This is a genomic window from Neobacillus sp. PS3-40 (genome assembly GCF_030915485.1).
Lineage (GTDB): Bacteria > Bacillota > Bacilli > Bacillales > Cytobacillaceae > JAUZPL01.
This window is the reverse complement of the sequence record NZ_CP133266.1, coordinates 3,110,193-3,122,774: the sequence shown is the minus strand read 5'-3', so window position 1 is coordinate 3,122,774 and position 12,582 is coordinate 3,110,193. Positions and strand designations below refer to the sequence as shown.

Here is a 12,582-nt window from a genome sequence, read left to right as displayed (position 1 = left end):
CCTATTTCACTCCTTGTGTATTTTTTTGCATAAATTCATTTAATTGATTGCGAGTTGGGTAACCATCATTATCTCCTGGTGATTGAACCGCAAGTGAACCGATAGCATTTCCTCTTAAAACGGCCTCTTGTATCGAGAGACTTTCAAGTAATCCACTAATCAATCCGACCGCAAATCCATCTCCTGCTCCAACGGTATCAACGACTTCTTTCACCTCAAATGGATTTACAGTTCCTTCTTCACGCAAATTTTTATAAAAGGCACCACTTTCGCCGAGCTTGATTACCACAAGTTCGACCCCTTTATCTAAATAAAAAGAAGCAATATCCCGAGGATTTTTATAACCGGTTAAAATTTCACCTTCTGTGATCCCTGGCAGAACTACATTTGCCTCGATTGCGATTTTATTTGTTACTTCAATCATTTCCTCTTTTGAAGTCCAAAGACTCGGTCTTAAGTTCGGATCAAATGAAACGGTATTTCCTATTTTTTTCATATAGGATAAAGCATATTCAGCAAAGGCTCTTGTATGGCTGGAAAGTGCTAATGGAATGCCAGTCATATGCATGTGCCTTGCTTGTTTAAAATACTCTTCGTGGAAGTCGCCTGCATTCATGTGACTGGCAGCAGAGCCCTTTCTAAAATATTGCACTTCCGGATCTCCAACCAACACTTTTGATTTCATTTGAAAGCCAGTTGGACAGTTTACGTCGAAAAAGACTTGGTCAATGTTAACGTTTTCTTTTTGCAGCCTTTGAATAATGAATTTACCGAAAGGATCTGATCCAACCTTACTTACCCATCCAGACTTGAAACCAAGTCTTGCCAAACCAATCGCAACATTGGTTTCAGCACCTGCCAATTCTCTCGTATATTGGTCCACTTCGTGTAATGCGCCTGGCTCATTTGCAATAAACATCGCCATCGCCTCGCCAAAGGTTACAACATCTAGCTGCTGCATACTTTTTTACCCACCTTCTCATGCCGCTTCCCCACCAGTTTAACAAATAACGCCAATTGGCTACTCGGTTGAATGGGAAATTCTAAAGCTCTATTTAAATTTGTTGGAAACTGTTCAACGGCTTTTCTCCATTGAGCGCTTTCATTCGTTGGAAGTGGAAGGGTTATGAGTCTGTTATGTCGATTCTCAACATGCTTTAAATGCAGATATATTACATACTCTTTAAGGCTCTCAATTGCTTCCTGAACGCTTTCTCCAGAATAAAACCAGTTACCAATATCAAATGTCATTTTTACAGGTACATCATTTTTACTAATCTCCTCAAAAAAGGATTTCAGATTTTGAATATTTCCACCATAAATCGTTTGGTCGTTTTCCACTAGCAATTGGATATTTCCTTCTTTTAGTAAAATCTGTTTTAATAATTGAACATCCGATTTTTCTTTACAAAAATGGCCTAATGATACTTTGAGCCAACTTGCACCAATTTGATCGGCTTCCTGAAAAATTTGCTGTACATCTTCTAAATTAATTGAACCATCATTTTTCCATAGTTCTACAGGGGCAGAATATACCGTAAATAATGGATATTTAGTAAGTTCCTCTCGAATGCACGAAAGGGGAAGAATAACTTTTGGAAATAGCTCTCGCCTAATCTCAACTCCATTAGCCTCTGATGCATGTATGATCTGAAAGAAAGATTCCTGTCCCTTTTCCAACACATCTTGTACGTTAAAAGCATTTAAAGGAACTATTACTTTACTCATTACTATGCTCCTTTCTTTTTAATAAATCGGTTTAGTAAATCGATTTATCTAAAGTATAAATTGTATGTAAGCGCTTTTCAAGACTTTTTTTAAAAAAATTAAAGAAACTTCCTTTGTTTTTGAAATAATCTAAAATTTTCGTTTATTTTTTTCTTTTACTGGCGAAAATATTGAGGGTTTAAATGAAATAGAGGAGAAAATAAAATGAAACGGTTGATGATAGGTTTACTTTTTAGTGCGGCTTTAATTTTTATCTTTTTCAATAGCCAAATCCTTGCGCAAAACAAACAAAACTCTACAACTTCGAATAAAGCTTCCTCTAAGCTTGTTAGCACGAATATACAGAGTCTTAATAGCTCAGCAAGCAGTCAACAAACACATGGTTCTTATCAAAACAATACAAATGCGTGTGCAAGTTGCCACCAAACACATAATTCTAGTTCAGAAAAATTACTGACATCAGATGGAATATATAGCACTTGTGTTTCGTGCCACGATGGGACATTGGGAATTTACAACGTCTTCCTCCCATCCACTGCTGGTACATTTCAAGGAACAACAGGTGGGAATCCTTCCATGCACGTTGCCTCAGGTTCATTAACGATTAAATCAGCTCCCGGGGGAATAAGTGGAGCTCATTTGAGTGATGATCAAATAAAGGCAAAGGGTGGGAACTGGACAACTGAGTTTAACTGCGCAAGTTGCCACAGTCCACATGGCTCGTATAGCGACCGACTTCTTCATTACAATCCAAACAATATGGGAAATACGAATCTAAAGGAAGGCGGTAACAAGGCAGTCTTAATTCCCATCTTCTCTTATAGCGCGACCATTTTATCAAAAAAACAAATAGATTCGAAGGAAGCGAGCGGGTATCCATTTATTTTAATCAGAGGAACCAAAGCAAACCTTGGTATTATTGATAGTAAAATTAACGATAATGATACCGTGATTGCCTTATATGAATGGAATACAGTTGGGGGGCAAGATAAGTATCGTCGATTAGATAATCCTTGGCTTTATGGGGTTACCTATGGGGCACAAAGAACCTATTGGACACAGTTCTTTAAGACAGAAACACCCGATTTCACATTAGGCTCGGATGGGGAGTATAAAAATGTGATTGATTTTAGCGATGAAGATGTCCATTTCCAATTTAACAAAGGCTATATTTATAGTAGCGGTACTCAGCTAAATGAAGTCATCCGCGGAGATATTGCTCAGGCATATGTTGTGAGACTAGATAAGGTTAAGATTTCTACTTATGGTGATATTCCTGTTTATGCTATTAATCAATCCGCATTGCATCAAGGACCAGTCGATCCCAAAGGGACAGCGCTCAATGACAGCTCTATTAATAAAATAACAACTTCTGATGGCACAGAGGTTGCTGTTGGTTTAGGTAAAGCAATGAGCAAATTTTGTTCAGCCTGCCACACTGATTACTTAGCACACTCCAGCAAGGAAGTGGGGTATTTTAATACTAGCGAATATCGTCACTCCACTGACCTGGATCAGTATAATTGTGTCCGCTGCCACTTTGCCCATGGTACCGATGTAACGCTTATGCGTGATGCAAGGGGAAATACCATTCGAGACTTAATGACAATAAATAACTGGTCAGAAGCCGAATCCAAGACCTATTTGCTGGATAGTAATCCTGATTCCGCTCTCAAGCGCTATACCGATATGGCAGTTTGCTATGCCTGCCATGGAAATTTAGCTACCGAACAAATCTATAACAACCCATATGCAGCACAGGACGATCTGTATAAAAACATGCCGGATATGATTCCATATTCTGAGCAGACTACGAATTAATTTAGAAAAATGTAAACGACAGGTTGTGGGACGCCTGTCGTTATATTTTTGTATTTGCACCTTTTCGATAGATTGTTGGCCTTTTCCATAAAATGTCTAAATCGCCATAACTCTGAAAAATACGCCATAACTTTAAAAAATCTCCATAACCATCTAGAGAAACGCCATAACTCTGAAAAAATCGCTAAAAACGCCTCAAGCCATTTTTTCAGCTATATTCGCCTTACACTCTTTATCAATTATGCATTTAAGTGAATCTCCACTGTTCTAAACCGCCAGAAAACACTCGTAAAATCCCCTTTTAACATTGGAAGAGCGATTCCAACGTACAGTAATTCATCCCCACCATATACTTTTCCTGTTTCTATGTGCTTATAGAGGAAATCAGGATTTAAGCCTTTTAACTGTAGGCGAACAAATGGTGCATTTGGTTCTGCTAATACTTTAAAATAACCCATCACTACTTCTGATTTGTCCTTCGAAACAAACATCCATGCCGATTCATTTCCTTCAAATGGGTTAAGTAGCCGGTAAAAATCCCCAAATTGAACAACGTGACGGATCTCTTTATATAAATTGATTTGCTGTTTAATTTCATCTTTTTCTTGAGGTGATAATTTTGTTAGATCAAGCTCATAACCAAGGTTCCCTGCCATCGCAACATGACCTCTAATGGCAAGTGATGTAACTCGTTGTACTTGATGATTTGGAACAGATGAGACATGGGAGCACATTGAAATCACAGGGTAAACTAGACTTGTTCCATATTGTATTTTTAAACGAGAAATTGCGTCAGTGTTATCACTAGTCCATGTTTGCGGCATGTAATAAAGCATACCTGGGTCAAAACGGCCGCCTCCGCCTGAACAACTTTCAAATAAAACATGCGGGAATTTTGTTATCATTTTCTCTAATACATAGTACAGGCCAAGCATATAGCGGTGAGCTGTTTCTCGTTGCTTATCTTTCGGCAATTTCTCTGATCCAATTTCCGTCATATGGCGATTCATGTCCCATTTTACATACGTTATCGGTGCACTTGCTAAAACAGTTGAGACAGCTTGGATAATATAATCACACACTTCTTTTCTGGAAAGATCGAGAACTAATTGATTTCTACCTTCTGAACGCTTTCGATTTGGCACGTGCAAACACCAGTCTGGATGGTCACGATAAAGATCACTATCAACAGAGACCATTTCCGGTTCAAACCATAAACCAAACTCCATTCCTAAATTTAGAATTTTATCCGCTAAATTAGCTAATCCATTTGGAAGCTTTCGTTTATTCACCACCCAATCCCCGAGAGAGCTTTTATCATTATCCCTTTTGCCAAACCAGCCATCATCAAGAACGAACAACTCAATTCCTACTTCTTTCCCTGCCTTTGCAATTTCCATAATTTTTTCAGCAGTAAATTTCATGTAAGTGGCTTCCCAATTATTTAGTAGAATCGGTCTGACTAGATCACGGAATGTTCCTCTACATAAACGAGTTCTGTATAATTCATTGTAGGTTCGACTCATTTCGCCCAACCCTTCACTCGAGTAAACCAATACCACTTCAGGTGTTTGAAAAAAATCACCTGGTTCTACTTTCCAACTAAAATCAAACGGATTTAAACCTATCGATGCCCGTGTTGTATGGAATTGATCCACTTCCACATGTGCTAAAAAATTACCACTATATACAAGACTAAACCCATAAACATCTCCATGGTCTTCAGTGACATCTTTTCGAAGCAAAGCAAAAAATGGATTTTGTTGGTGGCTGCTTGCCCCACGGCGGCTTTCGATCGATTGATTCCCGGGGGAAACCGGGCGTCTTTCGATATTACGTTCATTAATATGTGCACCATAAAGCGTCAAAAAATCAAATTGATCATCACGAAAATCTATATTTGCACTTAATGCTCTGATTATTTTTAACTGTTCCCTACCTTGATTTTGAAAACGGACAGATCGAGTAATCACATTGTAACTTTCAAAAACGGTATATGTAAGAATAACGCTTAAACCAATTAATGAATCTTCCAAAAAAATATCTATTGATTCTGCCTCATGATCATTCTCAATATAGGTAGCAGGAAGTCCCGCTAGTTTCTGTTTCCCTTTATAAATAAAATATTTCTTATAGCGTAGATCTGTTATTGTCGATCCATTTTCTAATTGTATTTGATAGGCTGGGGCTCGAAAATCGGTATTTCCATAGGCAGGATACTCTTGCGGAAGCGTATCAAGTGAAAATGTTCGATCAGAGGGGTCTGGATTCGGAGAGAATCTGCGGTTTGCAAATAAAATGGGGTTGCTACCATGATAACTAGTAATCTTTTTCCCCCAATACAAATGGGTTAAAAACCCACTTCCCACTATTTGCATGCAATAGCTTGTATCCTTTCCTTGTAAATGGAAAACCTGTTGATCTGAATCAAAGTGTATAACCATTAAAGAATTACCTCCCAACCATACAGATATCGTAGTGTATGAGTGGGAGGTAAAAAAATGAACCCGCCTGATTCATTTTTTTAGAATTCATATTAATAAAGGAAACTGACAGGCAATTTTCACCTGTCAGTTTCCTTTATTATATCCACCAATTCCGACCAGCTAGTGATCCTTGGTACATCAAGATGCTGATTATACGAATTGCTCCTTGCATAAGCCTTTACCGGCTTGTCCACCAACGTCTCGAGAACCGCAGGCTTATCGTCAAAGAAATAGTCGATTCCTAGTTCTTCGATAATATGGACCTTATCTTCGTCTTTCATTCCATAAAAGAAACGATCATCTAGAACAGGAAACCCTCTTTCTATCATCCACTGTTTAGTCCGTTCGCCATGTTCTTTTGGCCGTGCTGTAACATAAAAGATCTCATGGCCCCGTTTTACTAGGGTATTTAAAGTCTCAACTGCGTAGGGAAATGGTGGGCATGATGTATAATAAATCTCATCAAGCAGGCTATTCCACATCCTCCCACCCTCAATAGCCGTTAAACCAAAGGGTTCATGAATCTCAACCGTTTTTAAAGAATGAAAAATATCCAGTCCTACATTTTTGTTTAACTTTTTATTATATAAATGAAAAGCGTGTTCTCTCAGGTTAATTAAAGTATCATCTATATCAAATCCAAATTTCACATCAATCCCTACCTTTTATTCTGCTCTGTAAAGAGGATATCCGGTAAATTTGTAATCTTTACCTACCTGAGTGAAAGATACATCAGCAAACTCAATTGCTTCACTCATTTTCATGGCCCCTATACCTTGTAAAAAGCTTGGAGCATTTTTTCCACCAATCACTTTTGGCGCAATATAAAGAACAAGTTTATCAATGAGTTTATTTTCCATAAAGGAAGCATTTATTTCTCCGCCCCCTTCAATCAAAAGAGAAGAAATAAAATTCTCACCCAAAATTTCTAACGTTTCTTGCAAATCCACATGCTTTGTACCACTAGTGACGAATACTTTTATCCCAGCATTCTCTAACTTCTGTTTTTTATCAACATCATAATTTTTTGTTGTAAAAATCCATGTAGGTGCTTTTAGGTCTGTTACAACTTTTGAAGCTACTGGAATGCGTAAAGTCGAATCTAAAATGATCCGGATCGGATTCCGCCCATTGGGAATGCGAGTCGTTAGCTCTGGATCATCGGCAATCACAGTATTCACACCAACCAAAATACCAGCATTTTCATTGCGAAGCTGATGTACTTCTTTTCTAGCATCCTCAGATGTAATCCATTTGCTATCAGATGTTGAAGTAGCAACTTTTCCATCCAACGTAACAGCGGACTTCAACGTAACGAACGGGCGTTTAGAGACAATATATTTATTGAATACTTCATTCATCCTTCGTGAATCTTCCTCACAGATACCAACAACTACCTCAATACCAGCGTTTCTCAGGATTTCAACACCCCGTCCTGATACAAGTGGATTTGGGTCTAGCGTTGCAACAACTACTTTCTTAAGCCCCGCCCGAACAATTGCCTCAGCACAAGGACCCGTTCTCCCATGATGGGAACAGGGCTCAAGCGTCACATAAATAGTTCCACCTTGTGCTTTTTCACCCGCCATATGAAGGGCATGAATCTCTGCGTGCGGTTCCCCTGCTTTCATATGCGCGCCAAATCCAACAATCCGATTATCATTTACAATAACAGAGCCAACAAGTGGATTGGGATCTGTCTGTCCCTTCATTGCTCTGGCATTTTCAAGTGCTAGCTTCATATAGAGCACATGCTCATTCATTGGGTTGTCCACCCTTGAAATGTCCAGAACGATTAACTTTTGTCTGAAGATAAAGTTTATTAAACTCTGATTCATCTCCCCATAACGGTTCGCGGTCAGAGATATCAAAACCAGATTTACGCAATGCTTCCATTTTACGTGGATTATTTGTTATGATCGCAACTTGTTTTGATCTGAGTGATTTCAGTACTTCAATTGCATCATCATAATTACGGACATCATCCTTAAAGCCAAGGCTTAAATTTGCCTCAACTGTATCCATTCCATTTTCCTGCAGGACGTATGCCATCGCTTTACTAAACAGTCCAATTCCGCGGCCCTCATGATTTGCTAAATAAAAGAGGGCGCCCGTTCCATGATCAACAATCATCTTCATCGACTCTTTTAATTGGTATCCACAATCACAGCGCTTGCTGCCGAAAATATCACCGGTATGACAGATACTGTGCATGCGAACAACCGCATCCTCAGCATTTTTAAAATCACCATAAACAAGGACACTTGATTGTTGCATCTCAGCTAAATTAACGGACGATAATTTATCAATAATTTTCTCCGTGCTATCCATTAATTCTTCGCATTGCAGCCAGCAGTACCATTGGAAAGTCACCGTCTTACCATCAAGATTCACTGGTAACTTTATGGGACCAACCAAATAAATCACCTTTTCATTCTGTTGAATCAATTTTATTTTATCTTTTAGCATATCAACCGCATTTGCTGTAAGCATTTATATGTCCTCCTAGGAAAAATCACCTTAGCCCATAGTTAAAAAAGTTAAACAAGAATAATTCTAGTTTATACTTTTTATTATGTCCAATTTTGACGATAAGTGCAAAAGAAAAGGCTGGCTCATTAACGTCAACACAAATAAACGTTTTGAGAAAGCCTTAATGTTTTGGAAAAAGCACTATGAAAAAAGACAAAAAAAAAAGACTGGTAGCTTCTGCTCCAATCAAATTATGGGAAGTTTTTAAGAAAAGAGTTCCTTTATTCCAACTCTTTAATTAAGTTACCCTTATAATATATAAAAGTTTTGTAGATCTTATAGAGATATTATGTGGAAGTTGTGAAGATGAAAAAATCCACCTTTAATATTTCCATTTGAATGTGTACATACTTATGTAAAAAGATTGCAGGTGTATATATTGAAAATTCTTGTTTTCATTCGGCATGGGCAAAGCCAATATAATCTTGAAAATCGCTTCACTGGCTGGAGCGACATTGATTTGACTGATGATGGCTATAACGAGGCAAGAGAAGCGGGTACGATATTGAAGAAACATGGTTTTAGTTTTGATGTTGCCCATACCTCCGTTTTGAAACGAGCTATCAGAACGTTATGGATTATTCTCCATGAGATGGACTTAGTATGGATTCCTATTCAAAAATCATGGAGATTAAACGAGCGTCATTATGGTGCACTCCAAGGGATGGACAAAGCTGAGATAATTGAAAAATTCGGAGAAAATCAAGTAAATAAGTGGCGGAGGTCTGCGGATGTGCGCCCACCAGAAATTACTTCAGCAAATCATCTATCCGAGCTGTCTGATCCAAAATACTCCAATGTAAAAAAAGAAGACATTCCCTTTACTGAAAGTCTCCTAGATACCGAAAAACGTGCTTTAGTCTATTGGAATGAGCAGATTGTTCCTTGCTTGAAAGAGAATAAACGCATTATTATCTCTGCACATGGCAATACCTTAAGAGCGCTCATCAAATACTTGGACGAAATTCCTGACGATGGTGTAATAAGTTTAAACATTCCGAACAGCATTCCACTTATCTATGTATTGGATGAAAACTTAAAACCTATTAGGCATTATTACTTGGGAACAGATGGAGAAATGGGGGAGGAGGCTATACCAAAACACATGGATTTCAATGATCCGGAAAACCATGATTGGATAGGTTAGTTAAAAAAAGGCAAAAAAAGAGACTGGTGTCTCAACACCAATCAAATTATGGGAAGTTTTTAAGAAAAGAGTTCATTCCAACTCTTCAATTAAGTTACCCTTATAATAAAGAAAAGTTTTGTAGAAGTTATAAAGAAGTTATGTGGAAGTTGTGAAGATTTTAAAATCAGTTAAAGAAAACTTGCCGATTGGTGAGCCCCTTAGGGCGATGATTAGGCGTAGTTGTCCTTATGAAGCTAGCAGAATTTATGGATATAAATTCTGCTTAGCAAAAATAAAAATCGACAGGCTCCCCACCTGTCGATCTACTTTAAACAAACTGATTACTCTCTTGCTTCTGAAAAAAGCTCTTCATCGCATGAAACACATCGGCTTTTTGTTTCAAAATATAATACCGGAAGTTTTCGTCTTTGATATTTTTATAGGCTGACATTAAGGTGGAGTGGCGGTTGTACTGATTAAACTATAAACCCTATACACTTTATTCGGATTGCCTAATGATTAGATAGTAACTATAGAGAGGGTACTCATCAAATGTTAAATTTCTGAACATAAATTAAATTGGTTATTACTTCAATATATACATTCACTCTTTATTATTATAGGCCATTTTAATTCAGTTGAGCACTACTCACGTTAATTTTAACGCTTTGCAAACTCAAGTACTAAAAAGCCCTAGATTCGTTGATATGACTACGATTATAGGGCTTTTCCTATTGTCTTTAAATAATTCAAAAAGTAGAAAATAACTCTTTTTTGGGGACCTACTTGGACTAATTTGGGGCCAATTTAATAAAGCGTGGCGGGTATATATTTTTCTTTTGGGTGAAAAAATATTGCAGCTTCCTCAAAAAAACAATCCCTTTTTGTTTTTACAAATTTATAATTTATCCACCCATGACTTAGTAGAAATTCGATTACATCATGCCGCCCATGATACAAGAATAGTTTTATAAGTTTTTTGAATGATAACAGGTCTGGATGAATCTAAGATTCAAACATTTTTAGTTCATTATTTCCATACCAGTATAATCAATTTGATAAGTTCGTGGTCAATCTGTGGTCAATCTATGGTGGGTAAAACAAACATTACTCCTACTATACTAAGGTCATGTAATCGAATCCTTAGAACATTAGCTTTCTTAATCAGTCTATAAAATTCCCGCAATAGATTCCTTGGGGTTTCTGGGCTTTCATATTTAGTACATACAAAATCGAATAGTTTTATACTGCAACTCAAAAAAAGGATAGAGCCTTTGATTACATTTTGGTGTGGCTATATAACTTTTTTTAAAACTTTTACTCGATGTAATAGGATCAAAGTCCATATTTTTTCTAGAAAACGCGTCTCTCCACTGGCAGCGTAGAGGTCAGAAATTCGAGCCCCCTATTCTCCATAATATTTTCATTAGAAACAGCCTTGATTTTCAAGGCTGTTTCTATTTCTTATGGTTTTCAACCATTCAAAATACCTTTCAAGATATATTATTGGTCATAGATTGGTCATAATAACGGATTTCGGGTTATATTTCTTTATATATTTTTGGCAGTTTATTAATTAAGAAAAGAATTATAAAGGTGCATCTTTCCACTTTTCTAAATATTTCTTAATTGCCATTCCCAAAACATCATCCTCGTTCCAATCTAGATTGTTTATTATAAAATCGTAATCAATAACATTATTATCTCCAGTTGGATTTGTAGGTTGGATAAATAATATATTATTTTTTATTTCATCTTTTATTGTGAGTCCTAAATTTGTATCACCGATATCAAAATATTCCTCATCATATAATTGCTTCATTAAGCTAATAAAGCTTTCTTCCTCTATATAACCCCAATTCGCCAAACTTTGTAGTATTTTATAATATTTTTCCCTGTTCCCTTCACAGCAATGATAAATTAGAACTTTTACAATGCTAATAAATTCAACCTCATGCTTTTCAATTTTTCTCATTCTTATATCTTGTTTTGAGCTTCTAGATCTGTTATCTGTTTTAAACTCAATAAAATAAATATTGTCTCCATTGTCGGACATTACAAAATCTACTTTATAAAATTCTGTTTTATTATTAGTGTTTTGTAAATCATCATTAAATAATCTTTTAGGAACAGGAAATTCTGGTAATATCTCATCTAAGATATTACAATTATTCGTCTTTTTTCTAATTATCTCAGGTAAATAAAAAGATAAAAATATGTCAAACCTTCTCTCCAGTTGATAGTCAGGAAAATGTCTCCATTCATTTAACCTATTTAATATTAGTTCAATGCCTTGATCATTTGCCATAAGGTTTTCTTCCTCTCGAAATTTTATAAATAACTTACTTTTCTTTCTATCCTTCCTATCTGCCCTTTTTCAAAAGCGATAGTAGACTTAATGCTATAAATATTAGAAGTATTCATTTTACAGTATTCGGTAATATCCATATAATTCCTTGTGGAAAATTTGTGAAAAAAAGCCTGTAGAAAACAGCATATTTGTTTTCATTTCTTCATCGAATGGTTTAATAATTTAAGTAGCAATACTAAATAAGCCATAAGATACATAAGTTGTATGAACTTATGTATCTTATGGCTGGTTTCCTTTTCAAAAAATATACTGCTTAAATGAACATTTCATAATTCCATATATTAAATGGCTTTAGGGCTATATACTCTTCTTTTATCTTTAATAATTAAATACTAACTGTTGATGAAATGATGGAAGTGCCTTACATCGGAAGAAGTTATTCCCACAAACTACTAAATAGCGGAGAAATTAAAGGTTTTAGGGTCGGCAGATCATGGCATATACCAGAAAGTCACTGGAAGAGTTTGTTTTAAATAAATGCAAAAGTAGAATACCCATTTAGCACTAAGCTAAAT

Annotated in this window: 9 protein-coding genes and 1 pseudogene; 2 read left to right on the top strand and 8 right to left on the bottom strand. The window is 36.4% G+C overall.

Annotated elements, in window-relative coordinates:
- Nucleotide 1: 1 nt before the first annotated feature.
- Nucleotides 2–961: a sugar kinase gene (locus tag RCG20_RS15270; RefSeq protein ID WP_308180967.1), complete on the bottom strand. Its 960-nt coding sequence runs from the start codon at nt 959–961 to the stop codon at nt 2–4.
- On the bottom strand, nt 949–1,728 hold the full coding sequence (locus RCG20_RS15265; protein WP_308180966.1) for a sugar phosphate isomerase/epimerase family protein: 780 nt from the start codon (nt 1,726–1,728) through the stop codon (nt 949–951). The genes RCG20_RS15270 and RCG20_RS15265 overlap by 13 nt, the downstream gene beginning before the upstream one ends.
- Before the next feature lie 204 nt (nt 1,729–1,932).
- Here RCG20_RS15265 and RCG20_RS15260 point away from each other — a divergent pair, with 204 nt between their 5' ends.
- Nucleotides 1,933–3,549, top strand: coding sequence for a cytochrome c3 family protein (locus RCG20_RS15260; RefSeq protein WP_308180965.1), 1,617 nt, complete (start codon nt 1,933–1,935; stop codon nt 3,547–3,549).
- A gap of 239 nt (nt 3,550–3,788) precedes the next feature.
- Here the strand turns inward: RCG20_RS15260 and RCG20_RS15255 are convergent, their stop codons facing one another.
- The 4 genes from RCG20_RS15255 to RCG20_RS15240 form a co-directional block, all read right to left on the bottom strand.
- Complete coding sequence (locus tag RCG20_RS15255) at nt 3,789–5,993, bottom strand: alpha-galactosidase (protein ID WP_308180964.1); 2,205 nt, start codon at nt 5,991–5,993, stop codon at nt 3,789–3,791.
- A 119-nt stretch (nt 5,994–6,112) separates the two neighbouring features.
- Nucleotides 6,113–6,685 carry a 5' nucleotidase, NT5C type gene (locus tag RCG20_RS15250; RefSeq protein WP_308180963.1) on the bottom strand — a complete coding sequence of 191 codons (573 nt, stop codon included), beginning with the start codon at nt 6,683–6,685 and terminating at the stop codon, nt 6,113–6,115.
- 15 nt (nt 6,686–6,700) lie between these two features.
- Nucleotides 6,701–7,798, bottom strand: a complete 1,098-nt coding sequence (gene ribD / locus RCG20_RS15245; RefSeq protein WP_308180962.1) for a bifunctional diaminohydroxyphosphoribosylaminopyrimidine deaminase/5-amino-6-(5-phosphoribosylamino)uracil reductase RibD — start codon at nt 7,796–7,798, stop codon at nt 6,701–6,703.
- Nucleotides 7,791–8,528, bottom strand: a complete 738-nt coding sequence (locus RCG20_RS15240) for a GTP cyclohydrolase II (RefSeq protein ID WP_308180961.1) — start codon at nt 8,526–8,528, stop codon at nt 7,791–7,793. Before RCG20_RS15240 ends, ribD begins: the two co-directional genes overlap by 8 nt.
- A gap of 418 nt (nt 8,529–8,946) precedes the next feature.
- On the opposite strand from RCG20_RS15240, the gene gpmA reads away from it, so the two are divergent.
- Nucleotides 8,947–9,714 (top strand): 2,3-diphosphoglycerate-dependent phosphoglycerate mutase, encoded by a 768-nt coding sequence (gpmA, locus tag RCG20_RS15235; protein WP_374120480.1) that lies wholly within the window; start codon nt 8,947–8,949, stop codon nt 9,712–9,714.
- Between the two features lie 310 nt (nt 9,715–10,024).
- Here gpmA and RCG20_RS15230 read toward each other — a convergent pair.
- Nucleotides 10,025–10,174: pseudogene (locus RCG20_RS15230) on the bottom strand (sporulation protein YhbH); the annotation flags it as partial.
- 1,110 nt (nt 10,175–11,284) lie between these two features.
- The gene (locus RCG20_RS15225) at nt 11,285–12,004 is read right to left on the bottom strand and encodes a hypothetical protein (RefSeq protein WP_308180960.1); all 720 of its coding nucleotides are present in this window, start codon (nt 12,002–12,004) and stop codon (nt 11,285–11,287) included.
- Nucleotides 12,005–12,582: the final 578 nt, after the last annotated feature.

What these genes read in the sequence shown, in the direction of transcription:
- ribD (WP_308180962.1), bottom strand. Translation starts at nt 7,798, where the DNA reads ATGAATGAGCATGTGCTCTATATGAAGCTAGCACTTGAAAATGCCAGA.
- RCG20_RS15255 (WP_308180964.1), bottom strand. Translation starts at nt 5,993, where the DNA reads ATGGTTATACACTTTGATTCAGATCAACAGGTTTTCCATTTACAAGGA.
- RCG20_RS15260 (WP_308180965.1), top strand. Translation starts at nt 1,933, where the DNA reads ATGAAACGGTTGATGATAGGTTTACTTTTTAGTGCGGCTTTAATTTTT.
- RCG20_RS15265 (WP_308180966.1), bottom strand. Translation starts at nt 1,728, where the DNA reads ATGAGTAAAGTAATAGTTCCTTTAAATGCTTTTAACGTACAAGATGTG.
- RCG20_RS15240 (WP_308180961.1), bottom strand. Translation starts at nt 8,528, where the DNA reads ATGCTTACAGCAAATGCGGTTGATATGCTAAAAGATAAAATAAAATTG.
- RCG20_RS15270 (WP_308180967.1), bottom strand. Translation starts at nt 961, where the DNA reads ATGCAGCAGCTAGATGTTGTAACCTTTGGCGAGGCGATGGCGATGTTT.
- RCG20_RS15225 (WP_308180960.1), bottom strand. Translation starts at nt 12,004, where the DNA reads ATGGCAAATGATCAAGGCATTGAACTAATATTAAATAGGTTAAATGAA.